The organism is Kribbella sp. CA-293567 (assembly GCF_027627575.1).
Lineage (GTDB): Bacteria > Actinomycetota > Actinomycetes > Propionibacteriales > Kribbellaceae > Kribbella.
In genome coordinates, this window is the sequence record NZ_CP114065.1 from 2,694,006 (window position 1) to 2,710,535 (window position 16,530).

Genomic DNA, 16,530 nt, shown 5'->3' on the forward strand with positions numbered 1-16,530 from the left:
GAACGGCTGGGTGACCGGACAATTTCACCCGGTGACGGGAAATATTCACGTAACTACTGGCCGCGGCGGAATATTTTGCCCTACCGTGAGTCGCACCCGCCGACGCCCCTCGGTGGGACGGACGTCGCGGGAGGCGCGGCGGACGTCGCAAGGGAAGGACCACCCCCATGGGTAAGACCGCCCGAGTGCCCAGAATGACCGCGCTGCTCGCCGCAGCCGCCGCTGGTGCGATCGCGCTGAGTGGCGCGCTCCCCAGTACCGCCGCCCCAGCGCCCGACCCGGCCGCACCGCAAACAGGGAGCGGCGTGCCAGGTGACCTGGCCCAGGCCTTCCAGTCCGCCGCCGCAACGTACGACGTACCGCGTGAGGTGCTTGTCGGTATCGGCTACGCCGAGTCGCACCTGGACGGCCACGACGGCCGGCCGAGCCAGTCCAACGGGTACGGCGTGATGCACCTGGTCAGCAATCCGCTGAATCCGACGATGTCCGAGGCTGCCCAGCTGACCGGCCTGCCGGTCGAAAAGCTCGCCAAGGACTCGGCGGCCAACATCACTGGCGCCGCCGCCGTCCTCGACTCGTACGCCGACCGGGCCGGCCTGAGCGGGGAGGCCCGCAAGGACATCGCCAAGTGGTACGGCGTCGTCGCGCAGTACTCACACTCGGCCGACGCCCCGACCGGTCGCCTGTACACCGACGAGGTCTACCGGATCATCGGGGCCGGTGTCGGCGCCGCGGGTGTCCGGCTCGACCCCAAGCCGGTCACTCCCGACCGGGGCGCCTACGCCAAGGTCGCTCCGCTCGGCGCCAAGAGCACCTCGTCGGTCCTGGCGGTCGACTACCCGGGCGCGATCTGGAGCGCGGCCAGCACCAGCAACTACCGGGTCGGCCGGACGAGCTCGATCAGCAAGATCGTCATCCACGTCACCCAGGGCTCGTACGCCGGCACCATCAGCTGGTTCAAGAACCCGGCGGCCCAGGTCAGCGCGCACTACGTGGTCCGCTCCAGCGACGGGCAGGTGACCCAGATGGTGGCCGAGAAGGACACCGCCTGGCACGCCCGGGACGCCAACGCGTCCTCGGTGGGGATCGAGCACGAGGGCTTCGTGGACCAGCCGTCCTGGTTCACCGACGCCATGTACCGGTCGTCGGCGGCGCTGACCAGGAGCATCGCCGACCGTCGCGGGATCCCGAAGGACCGTGCGCACATCCAGGGCCACAACGAGATCCCGGGCAACGACCACACCGACCCGGGCCCGAACTGGAACTGGACCTACTACATGCAGCTGGTGAACGGCGGAAACCCGCCGACGTACAACTTCACCACCTACGGCTCCGGCGTCCGCGTCCGCAGTGATGCCAGGCTGACGGCCTCGATCGTCACCACGCTGGCCGGCCCGACCAGGGTCTTCGTCACCTGCCAGAAGCAGGGCGACACCGTCAACGCCGAAGGCACCAGCAACAACTGGTGGGCGAAGCTGCGCGACCAGGGCGGCTACATGTCCAACATCTACATCGCCGACCCGAATCCCAAGCTCCCGGGCGTACCGGTCTGCTAGAGAACTGGGAGGTCCGGGGCCCTGTCGCGGTGGGTCCCGGGCCACCGGGAAGAGTAGAGCCTGCTGTACCGACGTAGGCGGCCTGTTCCGTCAGGATCGATACTGACGACGACGGAAAGGCTCTGCGATGCTCACGAAGATCCTGGCCCGCGGCGGTCCGGCCAGCGGCTACCTGTTCCTCCGGTACCTCCGGGGGATGGTGCTGCTGGTAGCTACGCCGATCAGCCTGCTGCTGGGGTGGGTGATCCCCGACGTGACCGCAGGCTTGGTCAAACTGGCCAACAGTGAGCGGTACCGCGCAGCGCGGTACCTCAAGCAGCCGGAGGCCGCGCCACTGCCCGACGCCCTGCCTCGGCACGCCGGGGACGTCGTCACTCTCTTCAAGGACAAGTCCTTCCTGCGCAGCCTGCTGTTGCTGCTGATGCCGGCGGTCGTCATCGTCGAGCTGGTCGTCGCGGTGATCGCGGTGGTCGCCATCCCGGCCACTGTCATCGCCATGGTGCTCTGGCCGCTCGATCCGGGCGGCTTCAACCTGGTCGGGGTGCCGATCGACGCCTGGTGGAAGGCGCTGGTCTTCGGTCCGCTGCAGCTGCTCGTCGGGCTGGGCTTTCTGGGCTGGGTCGCTCCGGCGGTCGCCCGAGGCCACGCGCGGGCCGTGCTTGCCCTGCTGGCGCCCAGCGCCGAGCAGGTGGAGACAGCCCGCCTCAACGAGCGGGTGGCAGAGCTGACCCGGACCAGGGCCGGGGCTGTCGACTCCCACGGCGCTGAGCTGCGCCGGATCGAGCGGGACCTCCACGACGGCACTCAGGCCCAGCTGGTCTCGCTCGCCATGCGGATCGGTATCGCCAAGCAGACCATGGCCGCTGACCCCGAGAAGGCCGCGAAGATCCTCGACGACGCCAGGGACGGCGCGGAGCAGGCGATGACCGAGCTACGCGGCGTACTGCGGACCATGTACCCGCCGATCCTGGCCGACCGCGGCCTCGCCGGTGCAGTCTCGGCACTGTCCGCCCGCAGTCCGATCCCGGTAGAGCTCCGTGTCGGCGAGCTCGGCACGGTACCGGCCTCCGTGGAAGCCGCCGCGTACTTCGTGGTGGCCGAATCGCTCACCAACATCACCAAGCACTCCGCGGCCGGCCATGTCGACCTGTTGCTGGAGCGGCGAGGGTCAGAGCTCTACCTGGCCATCACTGACGACGGGATCGGTGGCGCCCGGATCAACGAGCAGGCAGACCTCCTGGGGCGGGGGAGTGGCCTCCATGGCATGGTGCACCGGGTGGAAGCGATTGACGGTCAGATGGAACTGCAGAGCCCTATCGGCGGGCCGACCACGGTCGAGGTGATCCTGCCGTGCGCGTAGTGATCCTGGAGGACAACCCGATCCTCGCGGAGGGTCTTGGCCTGCTGCTGGACAACTCCGGTTTCGAGGTGGCCGCTGTCGCCGGTGACGCCGACCAGTTCGCCAAGGCGGTGGCCGAGCACCAGCCGGACATCGCTGTGGTCGACGTCCGGCTGCCGCCGACCTACACCGACGAGGGGCTGCGCGCCGCGATCGAGGCACGCAGGTTGCGGCCGGGCTTCCCGGTGCTGGTCTTCTCGCAGTACGTCGAGGAGGTCTACGCCGCCGAACTGCTGGCCGCCGGGACCGAGGGGGTCGGCTACCTGCTCAAGGACCGGGTCTCCCGGGTCGACGAGTTCATGGCAGCCGTACGCCGGGTCGCGGACGGCGGGACTGTCCTGGATCCCGAGGTCGTGAGCCAGTTGATGGTGAAGCGCAGCGACCCGCTCGAGCGCCTGACTCCCCGGGAGCGCGAGGTGCTCGCCCTGATGGCCGAGGGGCTCGGCAACACGGCGATCGGGGAGAAGCTGGTGATCAGCGAGGGTGCCGTCCACAAACACGTCGGCAACGTCTTCCAGAAACTCGACCTGCCGCCGACCGAGTCGGGCCATCGCCGGGTCCTCGCCGTGCTGGCCCACCTCGGGCTCTGACCTTTTCCGGACAACTCCGAGCGGGGATAGCGGTTGCCGCCGTTGCGCAAGGTGACAACGTCGGCATCAGCTCTTGACGACAGGTGTTCGTCAAGCCACTCTCAGTTCCGAGAGCGCTCTCACCGCACCGAACCGCCCCTAGGTGAGGAGAGTCCAGATGAAGGTATTAGCTGCTGCCGTGCTCGTAGCGAGCGCGGTAGCCGTCCCGACCCAGGCCATGGCCGTGGCCCCCGACCAAGCCGCCGCCGACCAGCAGCACGCAGTACCGCGGCAGGTGACCGCCATGCAAGCTGATCTCGGCCTGACCGAGCAGCAGGTCAAGGAACGTCTGAAGTCAGAACTGGTGGCCACCAAGCTCGTCCCGGCCGCACAACGTGCTGCGGGCGCTGCCTTCGGCGGCACCTGGTACGACGTCGCCCGGAAGAAGCTGGTCGTCGGAGTGACCAGTTCCGCCGCAGCAGACGCAGTACGGGCTACTGGCGCTGAGGTGTCCGTAGTACCGGTGACTGCCAAGCAACTCGACCAGCGCAAGGCTGCTGTGGACAAGCTGGCAGGGAAGGCGGTGCCGGCTGCGGTGAGCGGCTGGTCGGCTGACCCGAAGACCGGCAGCGTTGTCGTGAACGTCCAAGCAGGTAAGCGTTCCCAGGCCGTCGACGCCTTCGTGGCGAAGGTGGCGAAGGCTGGAGCCGTCACTGTTCGGGAGGTCGTTGCCCAGGCGCCGCAGACCTACGCGGCCGGAACAGTCGGGGGAGACCCGTACTACACCGGCAACGTCCGCTGTTCGATCGGCTTCTCAGTGCACGGCGGCTACGTCACGGCCGGCCACTGCTCCGGTGCCGGTGCCAGGACGCGCGGCTGGGACGGCTCGGCGCAGGGTGTCTTCCGCGGTTCGTCCTTCCCCGGCAACGACTACGCCTGGGTCCAGGTCGACAGCGGCTGGTGGACCGTACCGGTAGTGCTCGGCTGGGGACAGGTCAGCGACCACCTGGTCCGCGGCTCCTGGGAGGCCCCAGTCGGTACGTCGATCTGCCGTAGCGGCTCGACGACCCACTGGCGCTGCGGTGCCGTACTGGCCAAGAACGAGACCGTGAACTACGGCAACGGCCAGCTCTTCTACGGCGCCACCAAGACCAGCGTCTGCGCCGAAGGCGGCGACTCGGGTGGTTCCTTCATCACCGGTGACCAGGCGCAGGGCGTGACGTCCGGTGGCTGGGGTAACTGCAGCAGTGGTGGTGAGACCTGGTTCCAGCCGGTCAACGAGATCCTCAACGCCTACGGGCTGCGTCTGCACACCGCCTGACAGCAGACCGGGCCCGCCCTCGCGGACGGGCCCGGTCTCCTGGTGACTCAGGTCAACAGGTCGGAACGCCCGGCAGTACGGCGTTCGGATCGTCGATGTAGATGTTGCTCATGAATCCCGCCGGACTGGCGAGCTTGGCCCACCAGTTGTTGGTGTAGCCCTCCGCCGTCACGGTGTCGCCCTGCTTCTGGCAGAGCACCCGGACCGAGGTGGGGCCGCCGAGAGTGCCCACCACCGTGGCGTTCAGCCTGGCGTCGGCCCGGACCCGGATGCCGGAGCCCCAGGTCATGAACTGCTTGCCGGGCTGACTGCCGCAGCCGTTGTCGCTGGTGAGATGGGCAGAGCCGTAGGAGCCTGGGTAGGAGAGTCCGCTGCCGTTGATGACGATGTTCTGGCCGACACCGTTCAGCAGTTGTTCGTAGTGGATGTGCGGCCCGGAGGAGGCGCCGGTGCTACCGGTCACGCCGATCTGCTGGCCTTGGCCGACCGCCTGGCCGTTGGCCACGGAGTACGCGGAGAGGTGGAAGTAGTAGGTCTTCCAGCCACCACCGTGCTCGATGGAGATGTAGTTGCCGGCGCCACCGGGCTGCGAGAACCGGTACGCCGTACCGCCGGCGCTGGCCAGCACCGGCGTGCCGTTGGTGGTGCCGCCGTCGGACCGGACGAAGTCGAGGGCGCGGCGGACCTCCTGCGAGTGGTGGCTGTAGGTCCAGCGCTGGCCACACGGGAACGGGGCCTTGAAGTTGGGGGCGGCCTGCGCCTCGGTCGGCACCGCCACCAGGGTGGCGGCACCGACCAGCAAGGCTGCGAGGGCGGCGAGCAATCGTCGTAAGGGCACGGTGATCAGTCCTTCGGGGCGACCGGTCACGGCCGGTGAGAGCCGTGACGCTGGGAGTGATGGCCCTCAAGCTAGCGCAGCACTTGTGACTTAGGAACTGACAACCCTGATACGACGTTAGTGATTAACTTGTGGTCGAAAGGTAGCTCGCCGGCTACGGCCGGGGAGCCTCGTCGGGCACGGCCTCCAGCGTCGGCGGCTTGCCGTTGGTGGACAGCGAGTCGATCAGCTGCTTGGCCAGCGCGAAGCCGGAACCGCCCATCGTGATGGTCTTCACCAGGGTGTCCTCGATGCCCTGGGCACCGTTCAGGACCACCATGTTGCCGACCTTCTCGAACGAGCTGGCGGCCGCCCGGACGATCTCCGGGTAGGCCTCGGCCAGCTGCTGCGCGACGACGGCGTCGGTGTTCGTGGCCAGCGCCTCGGCCCGCGCCTTGATACCGGCGGCCTCGGCCATCGCCTTGGCCTGGACGGCGAGCGCCTCGGCCTTACCGTTCAGCTCCGTCGCCCGCGCCTGTGCCTCACCGCGCAGAGTGACCTCGCGGGCGTTCGCCTCGGCGGACGCGATCTGCGCGTCACGGGCCGCGTTGGCCAGCGTGCGTTGCTTGTACGCCTCGGCGTCGGCCGGCTTGAGCACACTCGACTCGAGCTGCTTCTCGGCCAGGGCCGCGTTCAGCTTCGCGGTCTCGGTCTCCGCCACGACGACCTGCTGGCGGGCCAGCGCCTCGGCCAGCGGGCCGGACTGCGACGCCTTCGAGTTCGCCTGGTCGACCTCGGCCTGGTAGCCGGCCTGGGCGATCGAGCTCTGCCGTACCGCGGCGGCCTTCGCCGCGCCGGCCACCTGCTCGCGCTCGGTGGCCTCGCGGTCGCGCTCGGCCCAGGCGATCCGGGCCGCGGCCTCGACCGCGGCGGCCTGCGGGCGGCCGAGGTTCTTGATGTAGCCCGACTCGTCGTCGATCTCCTGGATCTGCAGCGAGTCGACCACCAGGCCGAGCTTCTCCATGTCGCCGGCCAGCGAGCCGCGGATGTTGGTGGTCAGCGTCTCCCGGTCGTGCAGCATCTCCTCGACCGTGGTGGATCCGACGATCGCCCGCAGGTGGCCCGCGAACAGCTCGTGGATCGTGCTCATCACCTGCTCGTCGCTCTGCTCCAGGAACCGGCGGGCGGCGTTGGCGATCGAGCCGTAGTCGTCACCGACCTTGTAGGCCGTGACGCCCTTGATGTGCAGCGGAATGCCCTGGCTGGAGACACACGTCACGGTCAGCGGGGTGGCCCGGATGTCCAGCGGCAACCGCCGGACGGTCTGGAAACCGGGCAGCACGGCGGTGCCGCGGCCGACCACGATCTTGAAGCCGAGTGTCTCGTTGATCTGCTCGGCACTCGAGTGCGCGCCCAGGCCGGAGATGATCAGCGCCTCGTTCGGCTCCGCCACCCGCCAGACCATCCGGAACAGGATCAAGAGGACCACCAGCGCGATCGCGCCGGTGATCAGGTACGTCCAGAGCATTTCCCCTCCAGGACTGCGTGGATTTCAGATGGCGCGGGCGACGTAGACCGAGCGGGGCGGATCGAACTCGACCACCACCACCGGAGTACCGACCTCGATCACCTCGTCGGCCGCGGGGTAAGCGTAGAAGGCTTCGGTGGCACCGCGGACCGGAAGCATCACCTCGCCGACGATTCCCGGCCCGACCCGCCCGATCACGCGACCCCGCTTGCCAACCATGACGCCCCTCCGACGCAGTCCCACCCGTTCCAGTTCCCGCAGCCTAGTGCCCCGGCCGGGGGACTAGCCGCGGATCGCGCCCTCGGTGGCTCCCTTGATGAACTGCCGGGCGAAGATCACGAAGACGATGATCAGCGGCACCATCGCCATCAGCGCGCCCGTCATCACCATGCTGTAGTCGACGCCGTGGCTGCGGTTCAGCGACGACAGCGCCACCTGCAGGGTCAGGTGATCGGGGTTGGTCAGCACGATCAACGGCCAGAAGTAGTCGTTCCAGGAGGCGACGAAGGTGAAGATGCCGAGGAACGCGAGGGCCGGCCGCGCCGACGGCAGCGCCACGTGCCGGTAGACGCCGAGGAAGCCGCAGCCGTCCAGCGTCGCGGCCTCGACCAGCTCGTCGTGGATCGAGTTCTGGAAGTACTGCCGCAGCCAGAAGATCCCGAACGCGTTGGCCGACGCCGGGATGATCAGCGCCTTCAGCGACCCGACCCAGCCGAACGCCGCCATCGTCTGGAACTGCGGTACGGCGCCCAGCTGGGCCGGCAGCAGCATCGTGGCGAGCAGGATCACGAACAGCGCGTTCCGCCCCGGGAACCGGAACTTCGCGAAGGTGAACGCGGCCAGCGAGTCGAAGAACAGCACCAGCACCGTCGTACAGACCGCCACGATCAGCGTGTTGGCCATCGACTGGAAGAACGCCACGTTCTCCAGCACCGCGCGGATGTTGTCGTCGAGCTGGGAGCCGAGGGTGAACTTGGGCGGATACCGGTAGATGTCCGACGTGGTGTTGGTTGCCATCACCAACGTCCAGTAGAAGGGGAACAGGCACAGCACCCCGGCGATCGCCAGGAAGACGTGCATGATCAGCCCCGGCCATCGCACACGAGTCTTCACCGGCGTCCCCTTCCGCCGAGCAGCCTCCAGTTGATCGCGGTGAAGAGCAGCACGAGCAGGAAGATGCTCAGGGCGATCGCACCGGCGTACCCGTAGTCGTTGTTGAAGAAGGCCTGGTTGTAGAAGTACATGACCACCGTCATCCCGCTCTGCCCCGTACCGCCGGCGTTGCCGACCATCACCTGCGGTTCGGTGAAGGTCTGCAGGCCGCCGATCGTCGACATGATCACGGTGAACAGCACCACCGGACGCAGTTGCGGCAACGTGATCTGGAAGAACGTCCGGAACGGTCCCGCGCCGTCCACCTTGGCCGCCTCGTACTGCTCGGTCGGGATCGCCTGCAGACCGGCCAGGTAGATGATCGTGTTGTAGCCGGCCCACTGCCACACGATCATCGTGGAGATCGCGATCTTGATCCCCCACGGCTGCCGCAGCCAGTCCTCGGTGGGCAGGCCGAGCGCGCGCAGCCCGGAGTTGATCAGCCCGAAGTTGGTACTGAAGATGGCGGCGAAGAAGATCGCCGCCGCCACCAGCGAGGTGATGTTCGGGATGAAGTAGGCGATCCGGTAGACGCCCTTGAACCGGACCGCCGAATGCAGCATCACCGCCAGCGTCATCGCGATCACCAGCGTCGGCACGGTCGACATCGCGAACAGCACCACGGTGTTCCACAACGACAGCCAGAAGGTGCTGTCCTCGATCAGGAAGCCGAAGTTCTGCAGCCCGACCAGCTTGCGGGGCCCGAGACCGTCCCACTTCTGGAAGGCCAGCAGGATCGTCGACGCCACCGGGTAGAGGCCGAAGACCAGGAAGATCAGGTAGAACGGCGACAGCGCCAGGTAGAAGCGCCAGTACGACGCGATGCCGCGCCGGCGCCCCGGCTTCGCCGTACCGGCCGGACGGGTGGGCGTCGTCGCGGTCAGCGTCACTGCACGCCCTGACGCTTGCCGATCTGCTTCGCCTTCGCGACCGCCTCCGCCCAGGCCGCGTCCGACGTCTTCTTGCCCGCCTGGACCAGCTTGATGCCGTGTACGGCGATCGCGGCGTCCAGCGGCGCCTCGTAGGCGACCGGGATGTTCTTGGCGGCCGGCCCGAAGACCTCGATCGGCGCCTGGCCACCGAAGAACGGGTCCGCCGCCTTGAGTTGCGGCTTGTCGTAGGCGGCCGGGGCGGACGGGAAGATCTGCGCGTCGGCGAACGCCTTGGCCTGGTTGTCGGCGCTGAGCATGTACTTGATCACCTCGAGCGCCGCGGCCGGATCGGCGGCGTTCTTGGTGATGGTCAGGAACGAGCCACCGAAGTTCGCCGGACCGCTCGGGGTCGCCGCGACCCGCCACTTGCCGGCGCTGGTCTTGCAGGCGGCCTTGATGTCCAGTGCGACCCAGGCCGCGCCGGTGACCGTGGGCACGGTGCCCTGGTCGAGGCCGGCGTTCCAGTCCGGTGAGCCGCCGAGGGCACGGCCGTCGACCTTGAGCGTGATCGCCTTGACCGCGGTGTCCCAGGCTTTCCGGATGTGGTCCTGGTCGCCGATGAACCTGTTGTCCTTGTCGATGTACCGCGACGTGCCCTGGTTGACGACCGTGCCGTAGAGATCGGTGGCGTCGGCAACGATCGGCGCCTTCGGGTTGGCCTTGCGCAGCTCCACCCCGGCGGCCAGGAAGTCGTCCCAGGTCTTCAGCTGCTCGGCCACCTCGGCCGGGTCGCCGGGCAGCCCGGCGGCGGCGAAGATGTCCTCGCGGTAGAACAGCGCGGTCGGGCCGATGTCGATCGGGATGCCGAGCACCTTGCCGTCCAGCGTGGTGGCCTGCTTGACCTTCCACTCCAGGTAGTCGCCCAGCAGGGCGTCGCCGCCGATCGTCTTGAGGTCGACGAACCGGTTGGCCTGCGGGAGCAGCGAGGCGATGTCCTCACCCTTGACCCCGGTGATGTCCGGGATCGAGCTGCCGCCGTTGAAGGTGGTGAGCAGCTTCTGCTTGAAGTCGCCCCCGACCTCGGAGTACTTGATGTTCTGGTCCGGGAAGTGCGCGACGGTGTCGTCCAGGACGGACTTGCCCAGGCCACCCGGCCAGCACCACAGCGCGAGGTTGCCTCCTGCGTTCTTCTTCGTCGATCCCGTGTCCATGCTGGACGAACAGCCGACGAGCGTTCCGCCGAGCAGGGTGGCGAACCCTCCGGCGAGCACCGTCCGACGTGAGAGCTCCATGGTTCTACCTTCCTGACTGGTCGCGCAGCCCTGCGCTCCCGGAGTGTGCGCTGATCAGCGCGGCAAGGGATGGGTGTTCTGGATGCTGGTGGTGCCATGCGGCGAGGTCGGCCCACCGCGGAGCGGCCTCGGCGCCACCGAGCTTGGTGACGGACAGCGCCGCGACCAGTGCGGCGAACTCCACCCGCTCGGCCAGCGGGAGGCCCCAGTGGCTCGCTGCGATGAACCCGGCGGCGAACACATCACCCGCCCCGGTGGTGTCCGCCGCCGAGACCTGTACGGCCGGTACTACGACCCGCTCGCCGGTGCTCGCGTCCAGCGCCAGCGCTCCGTTCGCGCCGTCCGAGACGACAACCAGCGGGACTTTCTCGGCCAGCCGCCCGAGCGCCTCGTCCGGCGTACTCGTGCGGGTGTAGTTCATCGCCTCACCGGCGTTCGGCAGGAATACGTCGCAGTGCTCCAGTTGATCGAGTACCGCGGGATCCCACTGCTCGGTGGGGTCCCAGCCGACGTCGGCGAACACCACGCTGCCGGCCGCCCGGGCCTTGGCGAGCCACTCGTTCGGCCAGGGACCGATGTGAGCGGCAACGGCCTTGGCGGCCGGCAGCGTGGTCAGGAGCTCGTCGGCCGACAGCGGAGGAGGGGTACCCCTGGTGACCAGGGCCCGGTCGTTGTCATAGGCAAGGGCCACCGTGAGTGGGGTCTGCCAGCCGTCGAGCTTGCGGGAGAGAGTCAGATCGATGCCTTCGCCCAGTGCCAGCCGGTCCCACAGCCGGTCGCCGAGATCGTCGGCGCCGAAGGTCGCGGCCAGGCCGGTGCGCAGCCCGAGCCGGGCCAGCGCGACCGCGAAGTTGGCGATCCCGCCCGGGCTCTCGGCGGAGTCGTCCGCCCACACCTCGGTCCCCGGACGCGGCGCGGACGGCAGCCCCAGCACCAGGTCGTGGAAGACCAGGCCGGACACGACGACGTCCAGTTCGCTCATCGCCAGCTCTTGCATGGCCAGCACACTCCTGCAGGGTCGCTCAAATTCGTGCAGCCAGTGTGGAGCTTTTGATCAAACTACGCAATACCCCTGCAAATCTGTGCTCAAGTATGACGGAGTTTGCGTGATACCGTCATCTCGTGTTGCCACAGCAGCGGCAGGATCAGATCGTCCGCGCACTTCGGGTCGACGGGGCCGGAGGTGTGAAACTGCTGGCTGCCCAGCTCGGCGTCAGCGAGGCCACCATCCGGCGCGACCTCGAGCAGTTGCACGAGCAGGGCCGGCTGACGCGGGTCTATGGCGGCGCGCTGGCTGTCGACGGCGGTGACGAGCCGTTCGCCGAGGTCAGTGCGGTGCATGCGACCGAGAAGGACAAGATCGCGCGGCGCGCGGCCGCCCTGGTCAACGACGGGCAGTCGGTGCTGCTGGACATCGGTACGACGGCCCTGCGGGTCGCGCAGCACCTGCGCGGCCGCTCGCTGACCGTCGTCACCAGCAACCTCGCGGTGCTGGAGGAGCTGCAGCACGACGAGCAGATCGAGCTGATCATCCTGGGTGGCTTCGTCCGGCGCAGCTACCGCTCACTGGTCGGCTACCTGACCGAAGAGTCGCTGCGGCAGATCCACGTCGACTGGCTGTTCCTCGGCACCAGCGGGGTCCGCCCCGACGGCCGGGTGATGGACAGCACGATGATCGAAGTACCGGTGAAGCGGGCGATGATCAAGGCCGCCGACCGGGTGGTGCTGCTGGCCGACGCGACCAAGTTCCCCGGCCACGGTGTCGCCAAGGTCTGCGAGCCGGGTGAACTTTCCATGGTGGTGACCGAAGCCGGCGCCGACGAGGCGACCCGGGGGCAGCTGGAGGAGGCTGGGGTGCAGGTGGTGCTGACATGAGGCTGACCATTCTCGGAGGCGGCGGGTTCCGGGTTCCGCTCGTCTACCAGGCGTTGCTGGGGGATCGTGGCGACGGCCGGATCACCTCCGTGGTGCTCTACGACACCGACCGCTCCCGGCTGGCGTCCATCGGTTCGGTGCTGCGGCAACAGGCCACACCGTACGCCGATGCGCCGGTGGTGACCGAGACAACCGACCTCGACGAGGCGCTGCGCGGTGCCGACTTCGTCTTCTCCGCGATCCGGGTCGGCGGGCTCGAAGGCCGCACCGTCGACGAGCGGGTCGCCCTCGACCTCGGCGTACTGGGGCAGGAGACGGTCGGCGCGGGTGGGATCGCCTACGCCTTGCGGACGCTGCCGGTGGCCACCGCCATCGCCCAGCGGATCGCCGCGCTGGCGCCTGAGGCATGGGTCATCAACTTCACCAACCCGGCCGGGATGGTGACCGAGGCGATGATCCCGTCCCTGGGGGACCGGGTGATCGGGATCTGCGACTCGCCGTCCGGGCTCGGGCGCCGGGCCGCCTTGGCGCTGGGGCTGGACGCCTCGTCGGTCTTCTACGACTACGCCGGGCTCAATCACCTCGGCTGGTTGCGCGGGCTGCAGTCGGGTGGCGTGGATCATCTGCCGGCGTTGCTGGCCGACCCGGCGGCGCTCGGCGACTTCGAGGAGGGGCGGCTCTTCGGGGTCGAGTGGCTGCGCTCGCTGGGGTCGATCCCCAATGAGTACCTGCACTACTACTACTTCGCCCGCGAGACGCTGGCCGCAGTACAGGCGGTCGAGCAGACGCGCGGGACGTTCCTGCTGGAGCAGCAGTCGCGGTTCTACGCCGAGACGGCTGCACAGCCCGCCGATGCGTTGGAGCTGTGGCAGAAGACGCGGGCCGAGCGCGAGTCGACGTACATGGTGGAGAGCCGTGCGGTGGCCGACGCGGGGGAGCGGGACGAGCGGGACATGTCGGCGGGTGGCTACGAGCAGGTCGCGCTGTCACTGATGCGGGCGATCGCCCACAACGAGCGGGCGTCGCTGATCCTGAACGTGCGCAACCGCGGCACCCTGCGCCACCTCGACGACGACGCGGTGGTCGAGATCCCGTGCACGGTCGACGCCAACGGCGCCCGGCCGCTCGCGATCTCGCAGTTCACCGACCACCAGGCCGGCCTGGTCTGCGCGGTCAAGGCGGTCGAGCGGTCCACCATCGAAGCCGCCGCCTCCGGTTCGCGGGCCGCCGCCGTCCGGGCCTTCGCCTGGCACCCCCTGATCGACTCCGTCACCGCCGCCCATCAACTGCTCGACGGCTACATCGCGGAGCTTCCGGACCTGGCTCCCTTCCGCACCTGACAGCCGGTAGCCCGGCACCCCGGCAGTGAATTGGTTTGAAGTGCGTGGATCTGGCAGAATGTCGGGCTGAGTCCGTCCGGATCACGTGCAGCCCTCTAACTCCACGTCCCGGAAGGCCCATCCGAGTGACCACCCGTTGTCCCCACGACGCCGGTGTGTTGCTCAACCAAGACATGAAATCCCGAGGGAGACCCCACAAACGTGGCAGTCAAGATTCGTCTGAAGCGCATCGGCAAGAAGCGTGCGCCGCACTACCGCATCGTCGTGATGGACGCCCGCGCCAAGCGTGACGGCCGCGCCATCGAGGAGATCGGCAAGTACAACCCGAAGGCCGAGCCGTCGTTCATCCACGTCGAGTCGGACCGGGCGCAGTACTGGCTGGGCGTCGGCGCGCAGCCGACCGAGGCCGTCGCCGCGATCTTCCGGGCCAGCGGTGACTGGCAGAAGTTCAAGGGTCTCGAGGCTCCGGCGCCGCTGCGGGTCAAGGAGCCCAAGCGGGACAAGCAGGAGATCTTCAACGAGGCCCTCGCCGAGGCGCACGGCACGCTGAAGACCGAGGCCGTCACCAAGAAGGCCACCGCCAAGAAGGCGGAGCCGAAGGCCGAGAAGAAGGACGACGCCGCCGAGGCCAAGGTCGAAGAGGCCGCTCCGGCCGCTGACGCCGCCGCCGCCGCCGACGCGCCGGCCGACGACGCCAAGGCCTGACGGTGATGGAGACCGAGGCGCTCGAGCACCTGGTCCGGGGCATCGTCGACAATCCCGACGACGTCAGTGTCCGGTCGCGTAACCTGCGCCGCGGACAGACGCTCGAGGTGCACGTGCACCCCGACGACATCGGCAAGGTGATCGGCCGCAACGGCCGGACGGCGACCGCGATCCGTACCGTGGTCGGGGCGCTCAGCTCCGAGCAGTCGGTCCGGATCGACTTCGTCGACGAGTTCAACAAGCGTCCGCGCCGCTGAACTCCGACAGTCCCTGAAGGGCCGTACCCACTGGGTGCGGCCCTTCACTGCTCTTTCCCCCTTCGTTGTCGAAAGTAGGAACCGCAAGTGCTGGTGATCGTCGGCCGGATCGGCCGGGCGCATGGGATCAAGGGCGAGGTCGGCATGATCGTCCGGACGGACGACCCCGACCTCCGGTTCGCCGACGGCGCCCGGCTGGTGACGCCCACGACGCCGCCCAGGACGCTGGTCGTCGAGTCCAGCCGCTGGCACAGCGGGCGGTTGCTGGTGAAGTTCGTCGAGTCGCCGGACCGCACCGCGGCGGAGAACCTGCGCAACCTGGAGGTCCAGGCCGAGATCGGCGAGGACGAGCGGCCGGAGGACCCCGAGGAGTACTACGACCGCGAGCTGATCGGCCTGAAGGTCCGCACCACCGACGGCGCCGAGGCCGGTGAGGTCATCGACGTGGTGCACCTGCCGTCGCAGGACCTGCTGGAGATCCGCAGGCCGGCCGGCAACGCCGTACTGGTGCCGCTGGTCGAAGAGCTGGTCCCGGAGATCGACCTGGACGCGAAGTACGTGACGGTGGCCGACCGGCCGGGGCTGCTCGATCCCGAAGGCGCCGAGGTGGTTCCGGCCGAGCCTGGAGACGCGGGCCGATGAGGCTCGACGTCTTCTCGATCTTCCCGGAGTACCTGGCCGCCCTCGACGTCTCGCTGGTGGGCAAGGCGGCCAAGAGCGGCCTGCTGGACGTCCGCGTCCACGATCTCCGTGACTGGACCCACGACCGCCACCGCACTGTCGACGACACCCCGTACGGCGGTGGCGCGGGCATGGTGATGAAGCCGCAGCCGTGGGGAGAGGCGTTCGACGCAGTACTGCCGGCTGACGGGCCGTCACAGCCCCGGCTGATCGTCCCCACGCCTGCAGGCCGCCCCTTCAGCCAGGACCTGGCCTACGAGCTTGCTGCCGAGCCGTGGCTGGCTTTCGCCTGCGGGCGATACGAGGGCATCGACGCGCGAGTGGCGGCCCACGCCGCCGAGCGAATGCAGGTCACCGAGGTCTCGATCGGCGACTACGTGCTCAACGGCGGCGAGGTCGCCGTACTGGTCATGGTCGAGGCCATCGCCCGCCTCCTGCCCGGTGTGATCGGCAACCCGGAGTCCCTGGCCGAGGAGTCTCACTCGGGGCACGGGCTGCTGGAGTACCCCGTCTACACGAAGCCGGCGGAGTGGCGCGGACACGACGTACCCGAGGTGTTGCTGTCGGGCAATCACAAGCTGATCGCCGAGTGGCGCCACGACGAGTCCGTACGGCGTACCACCGAGCGCAGGCCCGACCTGCTGGCCGCCTGGGGCAGTGCGGTGGCTGCTGAGGACGACCCGGCGTCGCAGGTTCGGGTACTCCCGGCGACCGAGGCGGACGCGGGGGAGTTGCTCACGCTGCAGCGCGCGACCTTCCTGACCGAAGGCCAGGCGTACGGCGACCTGTCGATTCCGCCGCTGTCGGAGTCGCTGGAGGAGTGTGTTGCCCGCTTCGCGCGGGGGCCGGTCTGGAAGGCGGTGGCGGGAGGGCGCATCGTCGGATCGGTGCAGTTGGTCCTGGACGGCTCAGTGGGCCGGATCGGGCGGCTGATGGTGGCCCCTGACTGGCAGCGGCGAGGGATCGCCGGCAAGCTCCTGCAGGTCGCCGAGAAGACCGCGCCCGCCGAGATCACGGCGTACGAGCTGTTCACGGGTGCGGACAGTGAGCGCACCCTGCAGCTCTACCGCAACGCCGGCTACCGCGAGCTCAAGCGGGAGCGGCAGACCGAGCGGGTCGAGCTGGTACTGCTGGCCAAGCGTCGCAGGCGGCGCTGAGCCGGGCTG

The 16,530-nt window shown here is 68.7% G+C and carries 17 protein-coding genes; 10 read left to right on the top strand and 7 right to left on the bottom strand.

The features are described 5' to 3' along the window. The first annotated feature begins 167 nt into the window (after nucleotides 1-167). The 4 genes from OX958_RS12970 (at nucleotide 168) to OX958_RS12985 (ending at nucleotide 4,845) form a co-directional block, all read left to right on the top strand. Nucleotides 168-1,556, top strand: a complete 1,389-nt coding sequence (locus OX958_RS12970; protein WP_270137572.1) for an N-acetylmuramoyl-L-alanine amidase — start codon at nucleotides 168-170, stop codon at nucleotides 1,554-1,556. Between the two features lie 127 nt (nucleotides 1,557-1,683). Beyond that, nucleotides 1,684-2,916 carry a sensor histidine kinase gene (locus OX958_RS12975; RefSeq protein ID WP_270137573.1) on the top strand — a complete coding sequence of 411 codons (1,233 nt, stop codon included), beginning with the start codon at nucleotides 1,684-1,686 and terminating at the stop codon, nucleotides 2,914-2,916. Then, the gene (locus tag OX958_RS12980; protein WP_270137574.1) at nucleotides 2,907-3,545 is read left to right on the top strand and encodes a response regulator; all 639 of its coding nucleotides are present in this window, start codon (nucleotides 2,907-2,909) and stop codon (nucleotides 3,543-3,545) included. The genes OX958_RS12975 and OX958_RS12980 overlap by 10 nt, the downstream gene beginning before the upstream one ends. Before the next feature lie 157 nt (nucleotides 3,546-3,702). Beyond that, nucleotides 3,703-4,845 (top strand): S1 family peptidase, encoded by a 1,143-nt coding sequence (locus tag OX958_RS12985; RefSeq protein ID WP_270137575.1) that lies wholly within the window; start codon nucleotides 3,703-3,705, stop codon nucleotides 4,843-4,845. A gap of 52 nt (nucleotides 4,846-4,897) precedes the next feature. Here the strand turns inward: OX958_RS12985 and OX958_RS12990 are convergent, their stop codons facing one another. From OX958_RS12990 to OX958_RS13020, 7 genes are all read right to left on the bottom strand, one after another. Then, nucleotides 4,898-5,683, bottom strand: a complete 786-nt coding sequence (locus OX958_RS12990) for a M23 family metallopeptidase (protein ID WP_270137576.1) — start codon at nucleotides 5,681-5,683, stop codon at nucleotides 4,898-4,900. Nucleotides 5,684-5,837: 154 nt separating this feature from the next. Continuing rightward, nucleotides 5,838-7,190: a flotillin family protein gene (locus tag OX958_RS12995; protein ID WP_270137577.1), complete on the bottom strand. Its 1,353-nt coding sequence runs from the start codon at nucleotides 7,188-7,190 to the stop codon at nucleotides 5,838-5,840. 24 nt (nucleotides 7,191-7,214) lie between these two features. Continuing rightward, on the bottom strand, nucleotides 7,215-7,409 hold the full coding sequence (locus OX958_RS13000) for a hypothetical protein (protein WP_270137578.1): 195 nt from the start codon (nucleotides 7,407-7,409) through the stop codon (nucleotides 7,215-7,217). Nucleotides 7,410-7,472: 63 nt separating this feature from the next. Next, nucleotides 7,473-8,303 carry a carbohydrate ABC transporter permease gene (locus OX958_RS13005; RefSeq protein WP_442913266.1) on the bottom strand — a complete coding sequence of 277 codons (831 nt, stop codon included), beginning with the start codon at nucleotides 8,301-8,303 and terminating at the stop codon, nucleotides 7,473-7,475. After that, a complete protein-coding gene (locus OX958_RS13010) occupies nucleotides 8,300-9,232 on the bottom strand; it encodes a carbohydrate ABC transporter permease (protein ID WP_270137579.1) in 933 nt (310 codons plus the stop codon). The genes OX958_RS13005 and OX958_RS13010 overlap by 4 nt, the downstream gene beginning before the upstream one ends. Continuing rightward, nucleotides 9,229-10,506, bottom strand: a complete 1,278-nt coding sequence (locus OX958_RS13015) for an ABC transporter substrate-binding protein (RefSeq protein ID WP_270137580.1) — start codon at nucleotides 10,504-10,506, stop codon at nucleotides 9,229-9,231. Before OX958_RS13015 ends, OX958_RS13010 begins: the two co-directional genes overlap by 4 nt. A gap of 4 nt (nucleotides 10,507-10,510) precedes the next feature. Further along, a complete protein-coding gene (locus OX958_RS13020) occupies nucleotides 10,511-11,503 on the bottom strand; it encodes a carbohydrate kinase family protein (protein WP_270137581.1) in 993 nt (330 codons plus the stop codon). A gap of 125 nt (nucleotides 11,504-11,628) precedes the next feature. Here OX958_RS13020 and OX958_RS13025 point away from each other — a divergent pair, with 125 nt between their 5' ends. The 6 genes from OX958_RS13025 to trmD all read left to right on the top strand — a co-directional run bounded on the left by OX958_RS13025 (nucleotide 11,629) and on the right by trmD (nucleotide 16,521). After that, nucleotides 11,629-12,381, top strand: a complete 753-nt coding sequence (locus tag OX958_RS13025) for a DeoR/GlpR family DNA-binding transcription regulator (protein WP_270137582.1) — start codon at nucleotides 11,629-11,631, stop codon at nucleotides 12,379-12,381. After that, entirely contained in the window at nucleotides 12,378-13,721 is a 1,344-nt protein-coding gene (locus OX958_RS13030; protein WP_270137583.1) for a 6-phospho-beta-glucosidase, read from the top strand. Before OX958_RS13025 ends, OX958_RS13030 begins: the two co-directional genes overlap by 4 nt. A 201-nt stretch (nucleotides 13,722-13,922) precedes the next feature. Then, on the top strand, nucleotides 13,923-14,426 hold the full coding sequence (rpsP, locus tag OX958_RS13035; protein WP_270137584.1) for a 30S ribosomal protein S16: 504 nt from the start codon (nucleotides 13,923-13,925) through the stop codon (nucleotides 14,424-14,426). 5 nt (nucleotides 14,427-14,431) lie between these two features. Further along, nucleotides 14,432-14,683 carry an RNA-binding protein gene (locus tag OX958_RS13040; RefSeq protein WP_270139047.1) on the top strand — a complete coding sequence of 84 codons (252 nt, stop codon included), beginning with the start codon at nucleotides 14,432-14,434 and terminating at the stop codon, nucleotides 14,681-14,683. An 87-nt stretch (nucleotides 14,684-14,770) separates the two neighbouring features. Then, nucleotides 14,771-15,325 carry a ribosome maturation factor RimM gene (rimM, locus tag OX958_RS13045; protein ID WP_270137585.1) on the top strand — a complete coding sequence of 185 codons (555 nt, stop codon included), beginning with the start codon at nucleotides 14,771-14,773 and terminating at the stop codon, nucleotides 15,323-15,325. Further along, nucleotides 15,322-16,521 (top strand): tRNA (guanosine(37)-N1)-methyltransferase TrmD, encoded by a 1,200-nt coding sequence (trmD, locus tag OX958_RS13050; RefSeq protein WP_270137586.1) that lies wholly within the window; start codon nucleotides 15,322-15,324, stop codon nucleotides 16,519-16,521. Before rimM ends, trmD begins: the two co-directional genes overlap by 4 nt. Nucleotides 16,522-16,530: the final 9 nt, after the last annotated feature.